Here is a 16,931-nt window from a genome sequence, read left to right as displayed (position 1 = left end):
ACCCAGCCATGGATCCCGGGTTCCCCATTTTCACGGGGACAGGCAAGCCCGGGAACCCGGTTGAAAAGCTCGGTGATAAAAACCGGGTCCCCGCCCCCGAGCGGGGACCCGGTTTTGTTTCCGCAACGCACGGATTGGCGGACATCAACAAGAAACCCGTCCCGCCAAACCACCTCGGTAAAATTACGAACCTGTCACTTGCGGTCGCCGCGAAACACACTACCTTTATCGAAAATCGATAAAAGGAGCCCGTTCATGGAAATCCTCGTTCTTATACTGGTTGGTCACTTCCTGCCCACGCTGATCGCGCTGCTGCGCGGCCATCACAATGGCTTTGCCATCTTCCTGACGAACCTGCTGCTCGGCTGGACCGTGATTGGCTGGGTCGTGGCGCTGATCTGGTCGACCACGGCGACCCAGCGTCGGGTGGAAGTCATCAGCGCCTGATCATTCCGCGGGCTTTACCGGCACCCCGGCCCTTGCCGCCTGTGTCGGTGGCACAACGGGCCGGGCCTTGCTCTCCACGGCACTCATCGGCGCGTAGCGCAGCACGAGAAAGGCCGTAACCGCCCCGGCCAGCACGTTGGCCAGCGCATAGCCGCTGATCATGCCCGCCGGGCCGAACTGTATGGCACCCAGCCAGACCAGTGGCACCAGAAGCAGGAAGCACCGCATCAGATTGACACCAACCCCCAGCAAGGGACGTCCCAGCCCGTTGAAGCCTGCGGCCGCGGCCATGGCAATGCCGTAACCGCCCATGGTCACCGGAGCTATCCACCATGTCAGGCGCGCCATGGCTTGCGCTTCATCTGATGGCAGGAAAAGCCAGGAGAGCGGATAGGCGAGTGCCGCCAGTAAAGCCGCCATCGCCACACCCCAGCCTGCACAGAACAGGAAGGCTGACCGGAACGCCTCGCGCACGCGCTCGATATGACCCGCTCCGCCATTCTGGCCCGTGACGGGACCAATGGAGCCTGACAACGCAAAAAGCGGGATCAGGGCCAGCGCCTCGACACGGCCTGCCACGCCGAAACCGGCGACCACCGGTTCGCCGAACTGCGCAGCGGCGGCAAAGACCAGCGTCATCGCCATCGGGTTGATCATGTTGGATCCAGCGGCGGGCGCGCCGATGCGCGCGATCTCACCCCAGTTCCAGGCCATTTCGGAAAAGCCCGGCCATGACAGGTCGATGATCTTTTCGCGGAAGATCATGATCGCCATGGCGACGATGAAGACAACCAGGTTGGAGATGAGCGTGGCGAGCGCGGCGCCCTGCACTTCCATCGCCGGAACGGGGCCCAGACCGAAGATCAGGATCGGGTCCAGTATCATGTTCAGCACAGCCGCGATGATCATGATGATGCTTGGCAGGATCGCATCGCCCAGCGCGCGGAGAATGTTGCTGGCGATCATCGGGCCGACCATGAAGATGATACCGGCAAACCAGATCGTCATGTAGTCGTGCACGAACGGCATCATCGCCTCGCTCGCGCCCATCAGACGGAAGAGCGGACCGATAAGGGCGATGCCGATGGCTGAAGTGATCGCCGTGATGAGAAGGGCCAGCAGCACCGCATCGGTGGCCACGCGTTTCGTCCGTTCACCATCACCGCGCCCGGCGGCGCGCGCCACAACCGAAACGGCCCCTGCCCCTAGGCCAATGGCGATACTCATCACCGCCATTGAAACGGGAAAGACGAACTGTACGGCGGCCTGCTGCACCGTGCCCAGACGGCCCACCCAGTACGCATCGACAATGCCGACGAGCATCATGGCTACAATGCCGAAGCTCATCGGGATAACCATGCGCATGAGGTGCCCGAACACCGGGCCCTGCGTCAGGTCGCGGGCATTGCGTTTCTGAGCCATGAAGGGAGGTCCGGTCGTTCAGGAATTGCCCCCACATTTAGGCCGCTCCATCCCGTCCCGCCAGAGCCGCTTCATGAATTCTTTGTCACGGCCTGTGGGTAAGGTCGAAACTCGCCATGCCTGCAAGGTTCACGATGTCGGATACCGGCGAGCCGAGCCGGGCGATCTGCACTGACTTTTCGAGCCCCACGAGCAGGCCCTCGATCACTGTCGCGCCGCCGGTCGCTTTCAATAGCCGCGTCGCGATAGACGCCGAATGAACAGCCGGCATCACCAGCACATTGGCAGCGCCAGACAGGCGCGAGAAGCTGTAGGCCTCGTGATGATCGGGGTTCAGGGCGACGTCTGCCGCCATTTCGCCCTCGTATTCAAAATCCACGCCACGCGCGTCCAGCAGGCGCACCGCACTCTGTATCTTTTCGGTGCGGATACCCGGCGGATTGCCGAAGGTGGAATAGGACAGGAAGGCGACACGCGGGGTCAGGCCCAGCTTGCGTGCCGCTGCCGCCGCACCACACGCGATATCGGCCAGTTCCGGCGCTTCAGGGAATTCGGTGACATTCGTGTCGGCGATGACAACCGTCCGCCCGCGGCTGATCGCCAGCGACAGGCCGATCAGACGTCCGCCGGGCGCCTCGTCCAGTACAAGGCGGATGTCGGAGAGCGTGTTCATGAAGTGACGTGTGACGCCCGTCACCATGCCGTCCGCATCGCCAAAACGGAGCATGCAGGCGGAGAAGACATTGCGGTCATTATTGACCAGGCGCTGCACATCGCGGCGCAGATAGCCCTTACGCTGCATGCGCTCGTAGAGGAAATCCACATAATCCGGGTTCTGGTCCGACAGGCGCGCATTCCAGATTTCCAGCGAACCCGGATCGATCCCCAGCTCCTTCATATTGGCCTCGGCGATGCGCTCGCGCGCGACCAGGACCGGCGTTCCAAGCCCCTGTGCCTGGAAGGCAGCGGCGGCGCGGATCACGCTGGGTTCCTCGCCTTCGGCAAACACGATCCGCTTGGGCTCGGCCTTGATGACCTCGGTAATGTGCTGCTGCAGCGCCGCAGTCGGATCGAGACGGCGTGCCAGCCGGGCCCGGTAGCCGGACCCCGCCTCCGGCATGGGCAGGCGCGCCACTCCGCTATCCACGGCAGCCTGTGCCACGTAAGGCGGCACAAACGAGATCAGGCGGGGGTCAAATGGCGAGGGGATTATGTAGTCGCGCCCGAAGCTGAGGCGGGCGGAACGATTGGCTCTGGCCACCTCATCGGGCACATCGGTGCGGGCAAGGTCTGCCAGCGCCCGCGCGGCCGCCAGCTTCATCTCCTCATTGATCGTGGTGGCACGGACATCGAGCGCACCGCGAAAGATGTAAGGAAAGCCCAGTACGTTATTGACCTGATTGGGAAAATCGGACCGGCCCGTCGCAATGATCGCGTCGGAGCGGACCTGCTTGATGAGGTCCGGCATGATCTCCGGCACCGGATTGGCCATGGCGAAAATGATCGGGTCGGCGGCCATGGATTTGACCATGGACTGGCTGACAATGCCGCCCGCCGACAGGCCAAGCATCACGTCGGCATCCACCATGGCCTCATCCAGCGTGCGCAAGTCTGTCTCACGGGCATGCGCCGCAAGGCGCGGATGCAGGTCATCCCGGCCGCTATGCACCACGCCGTTCACATCAATGATGGTGACATGATCGTGCTGCACGCCGAGCGACTTGATGAGCTCCAGGACCGAAAGGCCAGCCGCCCCGGCCCCGATCAGCACAACCTTCAGGTCTTCAAACTTGCGGTTGGTCAGATGGCAGGCATTCATCAGGCCCGCAGCCGCGATTATCGCCGTGCCGTGCTGGTCGTCGTGGAATACCGGAATGGCCAGGCGTTCGCGCAGTTTCGCTTCAATTTCAAAGCATTCGGGAGACTTTATGTCTTCCAGGTTTATGCCGCCAAAACTGTCCCCGAATCCGGCCACGCAATCGATGAATTTTTCGGGATCCTCGTAGTCGATCTCCAAATCGAACGCATCGATATCGGCAAAACGTTTGAACAGCACAGCCTTGCCTTCCATGACCGGCTTTGAAGCCCGCGGTCCCAGATTGCCGAGGCCGAGAATGGCCGTGCCATTGGAGACAACGGCGACCATATTGCCCTTTGAAGTATAGTCGTAGACGGCATCAGGGTCCGCCGCGATGGCCTTGACCGGCGCTGCCACGCCGGGGCTGTAAGCCAGCGCAAGGTCGCGCTGGGTGGCCATGGGCTTGGTCGGTGCCAGAGCCAGCTTGCCCGGCGGTTCCTGGCGATGGAATGCCAGCGCGTCCTCGTCAGTGCGGGACTGGGCAGTCTCGGCGGCGGTCTTCTTGGTCATGAGCAGGTCCGGAAGCTGGATTCGTCTTCGCGTTGTCAGCTTTCAGCCTATAGCCCCGCCCACGCCGGAGGGCCATGGTTTATCTGTTACCGGGAAAGCCTTGCGAGCGCGCGCTGGCGGGACTGCTCATCAAGTGCGGCTGACAGCACCGCAGGAATACATCTGACCAGATCCCCGGCATTGCCGCCGGGCGGTAGCAGAAAGCCCGCCTGACCGTGCAGCCACACGGTACTGACCGCCGCAGCGAAGGGCGCGATGCCTTGCGCCATCAGCCCGCCAATCATGCCCGCCAGCACATCCCCGGTTCCGGCTGTGGCCAGCCGGGCACTGGCGCAGGCATTGATGTGTGCCTCGCCGGAGGGCGGCGCTATTACCGTTGCCGGCCCTTTCAACACGATAACAGCTCCCGCCCTCGCGGATGCCTGTTGTGCGGCCACGAGCGGTGTCGCGCTTTCGTTCAGCACACCGGGGAAGAGGCGCTCAAACTCGCCTGCATGGGGGGTCAGGACCGCGCCCGGATGCAGTGCCGCAAACAGGGCTGCCGGCGCATCTTCAAAAACCGTGAGAGCATCAGCATCCAGCACCAGCGGTGTTCCCGCCCGGAGTGCGGCCAGCACCCGCTCCTTGAGCCGCTGATCGGCACCGGCTCCTGGCCCCATCACCAGAGCGCTGGCGCGATGCGCGGCGAGCGTGTCTGCGAAATCCGCCTCGCGCACCGGACGGGTCATGACCGGCGCAGAGATCTGCGTGGACTCGATCAGCGAAGCGGGCGGGCACAGCAAAGTCACCAGACCGGCACCCATGGCCAGCCCGGCTTCGGCAGACAGCCGCGCCGCACTGGTCGCTCCAGGACCACCGGCCAGCACGCAAAGGCGCCCGCGCTGATGCTTGTGCTGGCTGGCGCGGTGAGCCATGACAGGCATGGCGATGTCTGATAGCGACGAGAGCCGCGCAACCGGGCCCGCCGCTTCCTGCCAGCCGGGCGGGATCCCGATACCCGAGCAGACAAGCTCTCCGCAGTGTTCGCGGGCGGGCGCGAACAGGTGCGCCGGCTTGAGCCGGTGAAAGCTCACGGTCAGATCCGCGTTGAACGCGGCACCTTCCACCGCCGCCGAATCGCCGCTTATCCCGCTGGGAACATCGACCGCCACGCGGATCAGGTCCGCACAATTGGCGGTCTCAACCGCATGGAGCGCGGCACCGTCCAGCGGACGCGACAGCCCTGCCCCGAAAAGCGCATCCACCACCAGCGAGAAGTCAGCCGGATCAAAGGCAGTCAACGGTCGCGCCCTGCCATGCCAGCTATCGGATGCCCGGCGCGCATCCCCGGCGAGCTTTTCCCTGTCACTGGCGAAAAACACTTCCACCGGCCAGCCCTGCTCTGCCAGCAGGCGCGCAACGACACACCCGTCGCCACCATTATTGCCCGGACCACACAATATCGCCGCCGGGCGCGGCGCCCACCGCGCAGTGATAGCGTCGGCGACGGCCTGTCCTGCCCGCTCCATCAATGCGGCTGATGGAACACCCTGATCGACCGCAAAAGCGTCTGAGCGGCGCATCGCGCCGCAGTCCAGCAATTCGGGACCTGGCAGGCCCGCTGCCATACATCTGAACATTCGTGCCTCACATTCGGGCAGGGCTGCCCTGCTGCGATGAGTGGCGCCCGGATTAGCTTGAGACGCGCCGCGCCTGGGCTATGCGTCTGACCATCAAGGAGACCAGCTTCATGAAGAAGATCGAAGCGATCATAAAGCCTTTCAAGCTCGATGACGTGAAGGAAGCCCTTCAGGAAATCGGACTGCAAGGCCTTACGGTAACCGAGGCTAAGGGCTTCGGGCGGCAGAAAGGCCATACCGAGCTCTATCGCGGCGCGGAATACGTGGTCGATTTCCTGCCGAAGATCAAAATCGAACTGGTGATCCCCGACAGCCGCGTGGATGCCGCCGTCGAGGCCATCCAGAATGCGGCCCAGACGGGACGTATCGGTGATGGAAAGATATTCATCATGCCGGTCGAGACCGCCATTCGAATCCGTACTGGAGAAACCGGCGACGACGCGCTGTAGACGCCGCGCCCCGCCTTACCATCATCCCCGAGCGCCTGTTCGGCGCACAACACTGAAACGAGGACGACATGTCAGACGCGATCCTGAAGAAGATCAAGGACGAGAATATCGAGTATGTGGACCTGCGCTTCACCGACACGCGCGGCAAGCTGCAGCACGTCACCTTCGACAAGTCCATGGTCGATGCCGACTTCTTCGAGGACGGCCAGATGTTTGACGGCTCGTCCATCAATGGTTGGAAGGCCATCAACGAGTCCGACATGGTGCTCAAGCCCGACACGGCCGGTGCCTTCGTCGATCCGTTCTTCCAGGAACCGACGCTCGCGGTGTTCTGTGACATCTATGATCCGATTACGGGCGAGCCCTATAATCGCGACCCACGCACAACTGCCAAGAAGGCCGAGACCTACATGGCAGCGGCCGGCATTGGCGACACCGCCTATTTCGGACCGGAAGCGGAATTCTTTGTCTTTGACGATGTGCGCTGGAAAACCGCCCAGAACGAGACTGGTTATGTGCTCGACTCCGAGGAAGGCCCATATAACTCCGGCACCATGATGGAGGGGGGCAATCTGGGACACCGGCCCGGGCCGAAAGGCGGCTACTTCCCTGTCCCGCCGATCGATTCGGCGCAGGACATGCGCACCGAGATGCTGGCCGTCATGCGCGAGCTGGGCCTTGAACCGGAAAAGCACCACCACGAGGTGGCGCCGAGCCAGCACGAGCTGGGGATGAAATTCTCCACGCTGCTGAACATGGCCGACCGGATGCAGCTCTATAAGTACATCGTGCACAACGTTGCCGCGTCCTACGGCAAGACGGCCACGTTCATGCCGAAGCCGGTCTATGCCGACAATGGCTCGGGCATGCACGTCCACCAGTCGATCTGGAAAGACGGCAAGCCGCTGTTTGCAGGCGACAAATATGCCGACCTGTCGGAGATGTGCCTCTACTATATCGGCGGCATCATCAAGCACGCGCGCGCCATCAATGCGTTCGCCAACCCGACCACCAATTCCTACAAGCGTCTGGTGCCGGGGTATGAGGCGCCGGTGCTCCTTGCCTATTCGGCGCGCAACCGTTCCGCCTCGATCCGCATTCCCTATGTCGGCTCACCCAAGGGCAAGCGCATCGAGGCGCGCTTCCCCGACCCGGCCGGCAATCCCTACCTGACCTTCACCGCGCTTCTGATGGCCGGCCTCGATGGAATCGCCAACAAGATCCACCCTGGCGACGCCATGGACAAGGATCTCTACGATCTGCCGCCCGAAGAGCTCAAAGACATCCCGACGGTCAGCCGGAACTTGCGCGAGGCACTGGAAAACCTCGATGCCGACCGTGCCTTCCTGAAAAAGGGCGGCGTGATGGATGATGACCAGATCGATGCCTATATCGATCTGAAAATGGAAGAGGTAAGCCGGATCGAGCACCACCCCCACCCGGTCGAGTTCGAGCTCTACTACAAGGTCTAGCCAGACCATTCTTCGCAAGAAGCAGGCCCGCCGGTTCTCCGGCGGGCCTTTTCGTGACTGTCATGGAAAGATTACAAGCACGTCTGAGTGGTCGACGGGCGCAGAAGCATCGTCTAAGACTCTGCGTGGCTTACTGCGCCGGGCAATTGCCGGGCCAGAGGGGAATGTCCGCCGGAGGGTCTTTATGCGCCGTCGTCTTCTTGCTGCTGCATCGGTTGCAGCCCTGTGCTCATCGCCGGTCTGGGCCGATGAAGAGATCAGCAATGAACGCACCAGCCCGGTGCGCACCTCCACCGCAGGTGATGTCGTCATCACCTCGAGCGGGCGTGTAACCCTCACAGGAAATAGCGGCCCGGCCGTGGTGATCGATTCCGACAACTCGGTGGAAACCGCGTCGGGCAGCGAGATCACAATCAACGACCGGAATGGCGCAGTCGGCATTTTCGCCGAGAGCGGCCGCACAGGCGAAATTGTCCACGGTGGCCGGATCGCAATGGCGGACGCCGACGTTAACGGCAACCAATCCCTCGACGAAGCATTCGAGAATTACACAAATGAACGCGACAAGACCGGAATACTGATCGGCTCCCCCGCCGGCGCGGCATTTTCCGGCGATGTGATAGTCGAAGGCGGCAGTACGATTAACGTCACCGGCCAGGATTCCTATGGTATCCGCGTGGCCTCAGACATTGACGGTGATCTCGCGTTCTCCGGCGGCGTAAATATCGTCGGTGAAAACTCGATCGGCATCGCGATTGAGGGCAACTCTACTGGCGATGTGAGAATTCTGCAGGGGGGGACAGTCAACACGCTGGGTAGCGGATCGACGGCTGTGTCCGTGACTGGCGATGTGGACGGTGCGGTCAGCATCGCGGGACAGGTGCGTTCAAACGGTTTTCGTATTAACGATCGTGCAAGCCAGGCAATCTTCGAAGCTTTGGCTGATCGTGAAGCAAGCGATGTTGCGGAGAATTCACGTCTCGCCGGGGCAGCCGTCATCATTGCAGGCTCCGTTCGAGACGGTGTCTTCATCGCAGGCCCCACTTCGACCAACAGTGCGGGGGGTAGCGTGCAGGTAACCGGTTCGGCGCCAGCGCTGGCCATCCAGCCCGGCGAAAACGCCTCCGGACCAGTTACGATTGGCGAAGTTGTCTACGAAGAGCCTGACACGTCAGAAGGAGCAGAAGAAGGCGACCTCGTTACAGTTGAACGCGGCTACGGCCTGGTCATCGATGGCAACGTCAACGCAGCGGGTGTGTTTGACGGAATCGACACACGCGCAATTCTGATTTCGGGGCGCGATGTTAATGGCAATATCCAAGCGGTAATCCTCGCCGAAGCCGGGATGCAAGTTACAGGCACCGCGACCGCGACGACGTTCGACGGGCACGCTCAGACCATTACGATCGGTGAAGGGGCCCAGATGGCCGGAATCAACAATTCCGGAACAATTTCAGCACTGGTTTTCCGCGGCTACGACGGTGACGGGTTCGGAGATCCAGTGTACGGCCAGGGCACGGCCGTCGCCCTGAGCATCGAGTCCGGTAGTGATGTCGGACGAATCGATAATTCGGGCCTCATTACGGCAACACTGAATGTTGGCGGATCTGCAGCAACAGGCATCGTCATTTCGTCCGACGCCGTTACCGACATCAGTAATACCGGGCGCATAAGGGCCGTTACGTCTAACTATGAGGCCACAAACTCGCCAACGCTCATCGCTGTTGATGCCCGGGCGATGACGTCCGGCCTGACTATCAGCCAGTCCGCACCGGCAGACGAGGATGCTGACGAGCCCGCAATTGTCGGAGATGTGTATTTCGGTGCCGGCGCCGACACCATGTCACTGACGGCTGGCCGGATGGATGGCGATATTTATTTCGGCAATGGCGCTGACCGGCTGATCGTTCACGGTGCGGAATTCAGAGGGGCGCTGAATACTGGTGATGGCCAGTTGGAGATTGATGTCGAAGACGCCACTCTGGCACTCGGCCTGACTAGTCAGACACATATCACGTCGGCGCGCTTCGGAAATGGCGGCGTACTCAACCTTGTCCTGGACAGTGACAGCACATCGAGCGCTGCCCTGATCGCGACCGGCGAGATTGCCTTCGAAGATGGCTCGGAGCTGTCAGTATCGCTGTCCGAGCTCGTCGGGCAAAGCCGCGAATACCGAGTGCTTTCTGCCGGAACACTTACGGTGGTCGACGAATCCGTGATCCTGGAAGCTGTCGACACGCCTTTCCTCTACACGGCAAACCTTGAGCGAGACGCCGGCGATCCCAACTCGCTGGTACTCAGCCTGGAACGCAAGACGGCCGAACAGATCGGGTTCGACCCCAACCGGGCTGCTGTCTATGACGCGGCCATTTCCCTGTTCGATGATGTCAGCTCGCTGGGCAATGCCATCGCCTCCATCCGCGATGCGGATGCGTTCTACAGAGCCTATGACCAGTTGCTGCCCGAGTATGCGGCCAGCGCGATCCAGTTTGCCCTGGCCTCTCACGATGCAGCAGCGGGCGCCGTATCCACGCGCCTGCGCAATGCCCGTCTCTCGCCCTCGGAGCTTGCAGGGCTCTGGATCCAGGAATTCGGCTATTACGCCGACAGGACCGACACGGCCCTCGGCCCGGGCTATCGCGGCTATGGTGTCGGCCTTGCGGTCGGCATCGACCGCCCGCTCGGCCCGTTCTATGCGGTAGGCGTGAGCCTGGCGGGGGCGGCCAGCGAGATCGAACAGATCGGCCTCGACAACGATCCGATGACGACCCTGATGGGTCAGGTGTCAGGCTACGCTGCCATAGACCTTGGCGGTATTGACGCCTCGTTCACCGCCTCAGCAGGCATCAACCGCTTCGAAACACAACGCAATATCGGTATTGGCAGCTATACCGGCTCCACCTCGGCCGACTGGGGTGGCTGGCACTACTCCCTGTCCGCCCAGGCAGGCCGGGACATTCCGCTGGGCAATTGGGTAGTCAGGCCGGAAGCCTCGCTGACCTGGCTTTCGATTTCCGAAGATGGGTTCAATGAAATCGCGCTCGACAATACGGCGCCCGAACTTGCCCTCTTTGTCGATAGCCGCACGACCAGCGCGCTGACGGGCGGCGCCACCGTTACAGTCGCCCGCCGTTTCGAGCGGGCCGGCAGCTGGTGGCTGCCCTATGCGCGTGTCGGCTATCGCGGCGACTTCTCGGGCAATTCAGGCGAGACCACGGCGCGGTTTGGCCAGAACGGCACTCCCTTCACGCTGCGCGCGGCCGAAATGCCGTCGGCCGGCCTGCTGGCTGGCTTCGGTTTCTCTGCGGGGTCAAACTACACGACGTTCACCTTCGCCTACGACGCCGATTATCGCGATGAATACGTGAACCACGTGCTCCGCCTCGTGCTGCGGATGAATTTCTAGGCCGGTTTAACGCCTTTTAACCATGACCGGGGACAATCCGGTCATGGTTATACGTCTGGCCCTATTCTGTGCATTTCTGGCGGCGGCAGCGGCTCTGGTAACCGCGTGCAGCCACCGTGCGCCTCCAGCGCAGGTCCAGAACGCCTGTGCCATCTTCACCCAGTACCCGGCATGGCGCAGGGCCACAGAGCGCGCCGAGCGGCGGTGGGGATTGTCTCAAGGCACCCAGCTGGCCTTCGTCAACCGCGAATCCAGCTTTGTTGCCAACGCACGGCCGCCACGGACCCGGCGTCTCATCGTGCTGCCCGGCCCCCGCGCCTCATCAGCTCATGGCTATGCGCAGGCGCTTGACGGCACCTGGGACTGGTATCGCGAGCAGACGGGCAATCGTTCTGCCCGGCGAACCAATTTCGAGGATGCGGTTGATTTCATCGGCTGGTACGCGTCCATGAGCCAGCGCCTGTCGCGCATCTCGCTAGACGACCCGCGCAATCTGTATTTCGCCTATCACGAAGGCCATACCGGCTATAACCGGGGCACGCACAACTCCAAGGCCTGGCTGCAGCGCGCCGCCAGCCAGGTAGAGGCAGATGCCCGGCGTTATGATTCGCAGCTGCGTTCCTGCCAGCGCAGGCGCTGGTTCCGGTAGGGGACAAGCCGCTCTGAACGCTTTCCCGCACTGCCCGCAATCGGGCATGGTGCAAGGTGATGACCCACGATTCGCAAAATGACCTGTTTGGCGGCGGCGCGCCTGCCCCGAAACCCGCCTCGCCCGCTCCGCGTGCAGAGCCTGAGCCCGTGAAAGCAGCAGAGCCGTCTGCGCCGCGCGCGCCCGCAGCCTCCCCTTCTCCGCCGCCACCGCCGCAGCCCGGCTATAACGCTTCCTCGATCGAGGTGCTTGAAGGGCTGGAGCCGGTGCGCAAGCGGCCGGGCATGTATATCGGTGGCACCGATGAGCGCGCGCTGCACCACCTCTTTGCCGAAGTGCTGGACAACGCGATGGACGAGGCCGTGGCAGGCCATGCCGACCGGATCGAGGTGCGCCTCGATGAGGAAGGCTTCGTCACGGTCACCGATAACGGGCGCGGCATTCCGGTTGACGAGCATCCGAAATTCCCCGGCAAGTCGGCGCTGGAAATCGTGATGACCACGCTGCATTCCGGCGGCAAGTTCTCCGACAAGGCCTACCAGACCGCAGGCGGCCTGCACGGGGTCGGCATCTCCGTCGTCAACGCGCTGTCAGAACGCGTCGAAGTGGAAGTGGCGCGCGACCGCACGGCCTGGGGCCTGAATTTCCAGCGCGGCACGCCGCTGGGCGCGCTGGAAAGAATCGGCGCGGCGCCGAACCGGCGCGGCACCAAAATCCGCTTCAAACCTGATCACGAGATTTTCGGCAGCCGGGCGCATTTCAAACCCGCGCGCCTGTTTGCCATGTCGCGCTCCAAGGCGTTTCTGCGCCGGGGCGTAGAGATACGCTGGTCATGCCCGGCAGAGCTGGTTGAGGGCACCCCCACGCCTGCCGAAGCGGTGCTTGCCTTCCCTGGCGGGCTTGCCGATCACCTCGAAGAACTGGTCAAGGGCGCAGCCCTCGTTACGGAAAACTTCTCCGGGCGTGTCGAGCGCTCCGAAGGACGCATGGGCGCGGTGGAATGGGCCGTCGCCTTCTCTGCAAACGGGTTTGGCGAGCATGACAGCTTTTCCAATTCCTACTGCAATACCGTACCGACCCCGCAGGGCGGCACGCACGAGGCGGGGCTGCGCGCGGCATTGTCCAAGAGCCTGAAAGCGCACGCCGAGCTCGCCGGCAACCGCAAGGCCGGCCTCATCACGCCCGACGATGTTATGGGCGGGGCGGGCGTACTGGTCTCCATCTTCCTCAAAGATCCGGAATTTCAGGGTCAGACCAAGGACCGGCTCTCGACACCGGAGGCGCAGCGCCTTGTCGAAAACGCCATCCGCGACCGGTTCGACCACTGGCTCGCGGCGAGGCCGAAGGAAGCGGCCCGGCTGATCGACTGGGCGGTGGAGCGCGCCGAGGACCGGCTTAAGCGCAAGAAGGAAAAAGAGGTCCAGCGCCAGAGCGCGACCCGCCGCCTGCGCCTGCCCGGCAAGCTGGCGGACTGTTCCACCTCAGGCGCGGACGGGACGGAGATTTTCCTCGTCGAGGGCGATTCGGCCGGCGGTTCGGCCAAGCAGGCACGCGACCGCAAGACGCAAGCCATTCTCCCCCTTCGCGGCAAGATCCTGAATGTCGCGTCGGCTACGGCGGACAAGATTTCTGCCAATCAGGAAATCTCCGACCTGATGCTGGCGCTCGGCACCCGTCCGGGCTCGAAATTCGATCTTGAAGACCTGCGCTATGAACGCGTCATCATCATGTGCGACGCGGACGTGGACGGCGCGCACATCGCCGCACTTCTGGCCACCTTCTTCTACCGTTTCACGCCGGGCCTGATCGAGAGCGGGCGCCTGTTCATGGCCCAGCCGCCGCTCTATCGCCTCACCGTCGGGGCCAAGACGCTCTACGCGCAGGACGAGGCGGAGAAGGACGCCATCATGAATGGCGAGTTCAAGGGCAAGCGCGTGGAGGTGGGCCGGTTCAAGGGTCTTGGCGAAATGACACCCGCCCAGCTGAAAGCCACCACGATGAACCCGCAGACACGCTCGCTCGCGCGCGTGACCATTGATGACGCCTTCCGCGAGGAGGCTGATGATCTGGTTGAAACCTTGATGGGCAAGAAGGCAGAGCTGCGCTTCCAGTACATCCAGGAACACGCACCGTTTGTGGAAGCGATTGATTTGTAGGGCTTAACCGCTCAACTCCTCGTGACGTAACACAATAACCCCCTTCCCCCTCCGGCAGATTCCAGCGAACCTGCTGGGCGCTAAGAAATCTCACGGGGAGGGTTGAACGGTGGCGATACACGGTTCACGGAACAAGGGCGCGCTCTGGCCGCTCATGGCGGGCGCGCTGGCAGGGCTGGCTGCCCTTGGCCTTGCCGCGTGCAATGGCGACACCAGCGATAGCGAAGGGAGCAATGGCGGCTCTGGCGATGGCGAGCTGGTCCGCTTCAACCCGGACCCCTACCCCTCCACCTACACCCCCTTCCCCTCTGAAGTGGTGCTCATCCAGGGCGCGACCGTGTTTGACGGCATTGGCGGCGAGTTCGAGAATTACGACGTCCTCATGCAGGACGGGCGCATCGCCGGTATCGGTGAAGGCCTTGAGGCGCCGGAAGGCGCAACCCTCATTGATGGTCGCGGGCGCTATGTGACCCCCGGCGTCATCGATATTCACTCCCATCTGGGCGTCTACCCCTCCCCGGGCGTCAGCGCCCATCAGGACGGCAATGAAATCACTGCGCCGGTAACGGCAGAGGTCTGGGCCGAACATGGCGTGTGGCCACAGGATCCGGGCTTCGACGCGGCGCTGGCTGGCGGTGTGACCACGCTGCACGTGCTGCCGGGCTCCGCAAACCTGTTTGGCGGGCGCGGCATCACGCTGCGTAACGTGCCGTCGCGCACCGTGCAGGGCATGAAGTTTCCTGATGCCCCCTACACGCTGAAAATGGCGTGCGGGGAAAACCCGAAACGCGTCTATGGCAGTCAGGGCCGCGCGCCCGGCTCGCGCATGGGCAATATGGCCGGATACCGAGAGGCCTGGCAGCGCGCCGTGGAATACCGCCGCAGCTGGCAGCGTTACTGGGACGCAGGCGACGCGGAAGCCACCCCGCCCACGCGCAATCTGGAACTCGATACGCTGATGGGCGTGCTTGAGGGCGAAATCCTAGTCCAGATGCACTGCTACCGCGCCGACGAAATGGCTCAGGTACTCGATATGGCCGACGAGTTCGGCTACCAGGTCACCACCTTCCACCACGCGGTCGAGGCCTACAAGATCGGCGATCTTCTGGCCGAAGAGGATGTGTGCGCGGCCGTCTGGGCCGACTGGGGCGGTTTCAAGATGGAGGCCTATGATTCCATCAATGAAAACCTCGCCCTCGTTCACGCCGCCGGTGCATGCGCGATGATCCATTCCGATGACCAGCTGGGTATCCAGCGGCTCAATCAGGAGGTGGCCAAGGCGCTTGCCGCAGGCCGCAGGCTCGGCATTGAGGTCACAGACGGCGAGGCCGTCGCCTGGTTCACCTCCAACCCGGCACGCGGGCTTGGCATTTTCGACGAGACCGGCTCCATCGAGGAAGGCAAGCGCGCCGATATCGTGCTTTGGTCTGCCCACCCCTTCTCCACCTATGCCGTTGCTGACCATGTCTATATCGACGGGGCGCTGATGTTCGACCGCGAGGATCCCGAACGGCGCACGGTACGTGACTTCACCCTCGGTCAACCCGGCGAAGGAGTGCTGTAAGATGCTGAAATCCATTATCTCCGCAGCCGCCCTCGCCGCCATGAGCCTTGGCGCGGCATCAGCCCAGACTATCGCCGTTACCAATGGCCGGATCGTCACCAATAGCGACGCCGGCATTGTCGAGAACGGATCCGTCCTCATCCAGGACGGCGTCATCGTCGCAGCCGGCGCGAATGTGACCATTCCCGCCGGTGTGGAGACAATCGACGCCAATGGCGGCTGGATCACGCCGGGTATTTTTCACCCGCACACCCAGCTGGGTCTCATTGAGGTCGGGCTTGAAAGCTCCACCTCCGATGTGTCGGCGCCCGGCGCCAGCTTCACCGCCGCCATCGACGTGGCCGACGGCTTCAACCCGGCGGGCGGGCATATCCCCGACAGCCGCCGCCGCGGGATTACGCGCTTTGCGGTATTTCCTTCCACGGCACGGGGCGTGATCGGCGGGCGCGGTGCACTGGCCAACAGCTCGGGGCGTCCGGATTCGCTCTTTGACGACCGCACCTTCCTCTATGTCGACCTGTCGCAATCGGGCGCATCGACGGCTGGCGGATCACGCAATGCGGCCTGGGCATACTTGCGGGCCGCTTTCGAGGATGCCCGTTTCTATCCGGGCCGGTTCATGTCCCACCATGAAGGTGATGCGATCAACCGGTTTGACGCGGCCTCTCTGGTTTCCGCCGTGCGCGGGGAAATTCCGATCGTGCTGCAGGTAGAACGCGCCTCCGACATACGGCGGGCCCTTCGTTTTGCCCAGCAGCATCCGTCGGCACGCTTCATCCTTGTGGGCGCTGCCGAGGCCTGGATGGTGGCCGACGAAATAGCCGCAGCGGGTATTCCGGTCATCATGGACCCGTTGCGCAACCTGCCGGCCAGCTTCGACGTGCTGGCCGCGCGGCTGGACGCCCCGGCCCGCCTTCACGCAGCAGGCGTGCAGACCGCCTACACGACGATCAGTGCAGACCTCTACTTCAATCCGCGCCTGATCACCCAGCATGCGGGCAACGCCGTCGCCAATGGCGCCAGCTGGGACGATGCCTTCCGGGCCATCACGCTGACCCCGGCGGAGATCTATGGTGTCGGAGACCGGTATGGCGCACTGGCGGAAGGCTATGCGGGCGATGTCGTGGTCTGGGACGGTGATCCGCTCGAGGTGATGAGCGCGCCTGTCGCGGTCGTCATTGATGGTGAGAACCAGTCCATGAGTTCACGCCAGTCACGCCTGGCCGAACGCTATGCCGAGAGGGTGCCGGACGGGCAGTACGGCTATCGCCATTAGGCCACAGTGCGGCACGGATACATCACGTCTGCGCTAGGACGCGTTGACACCCAATAGCGTGTGCCTATGTTGCCGGACGCAAGCGGCTTGCGATCCGCGCAAC

General features: G+C 62.9%; 11 protein-coding genes. 8 read left to right on the top strand and 3 right to left on the bottom strand.

Features of this window, described 5'->3' with window-relative positions:
• Nucleotides 1–255: 255 nt before the first annotated feature.
• Nucleotides 256–447: a superinfection immunity protein gene (locus IEV75_RS02515; protein ID WP_188450982.1), complete on the top strand. Its 192-nt coding sequence runs from the start codon at nt 256–258 to the stop codon at nt 445–447.
• Here IEV75_RS02515 and IEV75_RS02510 read toward each other — a convergent pair whose 3' ends face one another.
• The 3 genes from IEV75_RS02510 to IEV75_RS02500 form a co-directional block, all read right to left on the bottom strand.
• Nucleotides 448–1,869 (bottom strand): MATE family efflux transporter, encoded by a 1,422-nt coding sequence (locus tag IEV75_RS02510; protein ID WP_188450981.1) that lies wholly within the window; start codon nt 1,867–1,869, stop codon nt 448–450.
• An 85-nt stretch (nt 1,870–1,954) separates the two neighbouring features.
• Nucleotides 1,955–4,237: an NADP-dependent malic enzyme gene (locus IEV75_RS02505; protein ID WP_188450980.1), complete on the bottom strand. Its 2,283-nt coding sequence runs from the start codon at nt 4,235–4,237 to the stop codon at nt 1,955–1,957.
• 86 nt (nt 4,238–4,323) lie between these two features.
• Entirely contained in the window at nt 4,324–5,856 is a 1,533-nt protein-coding gene (locus IEV75_RS02500; protein WP_233351724.1) for an NAD(P)H-hydrate dehydratase, read from the bottom strand.
• A gap of 110 nt (nt 5,857–5,966) precedes the next feature.
• On the opposite strand from IEV75_RS02500, the gene IEV75_RS02495 reads away from it, so the two are divergent.
• The 7 genes from IEV75_RS02495 (at nt 5,967) to IEV75_RS02465 (ending at nt 16,828) form a co-directional block, all read left to right on the top strand.
• Complete coding sequence (locus IEV75_RS02495; RefSeq protein WP_127567030.1) at nt 5,967–6,305, top strand: P-II family nitrogen regulator; 339 nt, start codon at nt 5,967–5,969, stop codon at nt 6,303–6,305.
• 68 nt (nt 6,306–6,373) lie between these two features.
• Complete coding sequence (glnA, locus tag IEV75_RS02490; protein ID WP_188450979.1) at nt 6,374–7,777, top strand: type I glutamate--ammonia ligase; 1,404 nt, start codon at nt 6,374–6,376, stop codon at nt 7,775–7,777.
• Between the two features lie 184 nt (nt 7,778–7,961).
• Nucleotides 7,962–11,183 (top strand): autotransporter outer membrane beta-barrel domain-containing protein, encoded by a 3,222-nt coding sequence (locus IEV75_RS02485; protein WP_188450978.1) that lies wholly within the window; start codon nt 7,962–7,964, stop codon nt 11,181–11,183.
• 43 nt (nt 11,184–11,226) lie between these two features.
• Nucleotides 11,227–11,832, top strand: a complete 606-nt coding sequence (locus tag IEV75_RS02480) for a transglycosylase SLT domain-containing protein (RefSeq protein ID WP_188450977.1) — start codon at nt 11,227–11,229, stop codon at nt 11,830–11,832.
• A 56-nt stretch (nt 11,833–11,888) separates the two neighbouring features.
• Nucleotides 11,889–13,988 (top strand): DNA topoisomerase IV subunit B, encoded by a 2,100-nt coding sequence (gene parE, locus IEV75_RS02475; RefSeq protein WP_373290499.1) that lies wholly within the window; start codon nt 11,889–11,891, stop codon nt 13,986–13,988.
• 154 nt (nt 13,989–14,142) lie between these two features.
• Complete coding sequence (locus IEV75_RS02470) at nt 14,143–15,552, top strand: amidohydrolase (protein WP_188451246.1); 1,410 nt, start codon at nt 14,143–14,145, stop codon at nt 15,550–15,552.
• Nucleotide 15,553: 1 nt separating this feature from the next.
• Nucleotides 15,554–16,828 (top strand): amidohydrolase family protein, encoded by a 1,275-nt coding sequence (locus IEV75_RS02465; protein ID WP_188450975.1) that lies wholly within the window; start codon nt 15,554–15,556, stop codon nt 16,826–16,828.
• Nucleotides 16,829–16,931 lie beyond the last annotated feature (103 nt).

The organism is Glycocaulis albus, from assembly GCF_014639075.1.
Taxonomy (GTDB): Bacteria; Pseudomonadota; Alphaproteobacteria; order Caulobacterales; family Maricaulaceae; genus Glycocaulis; species Glycocaulis albus.
Note: the sequence above shows the minus strand (reverse complement) of the source record. Positions and strands in the feature narration are given on the sequence as shown.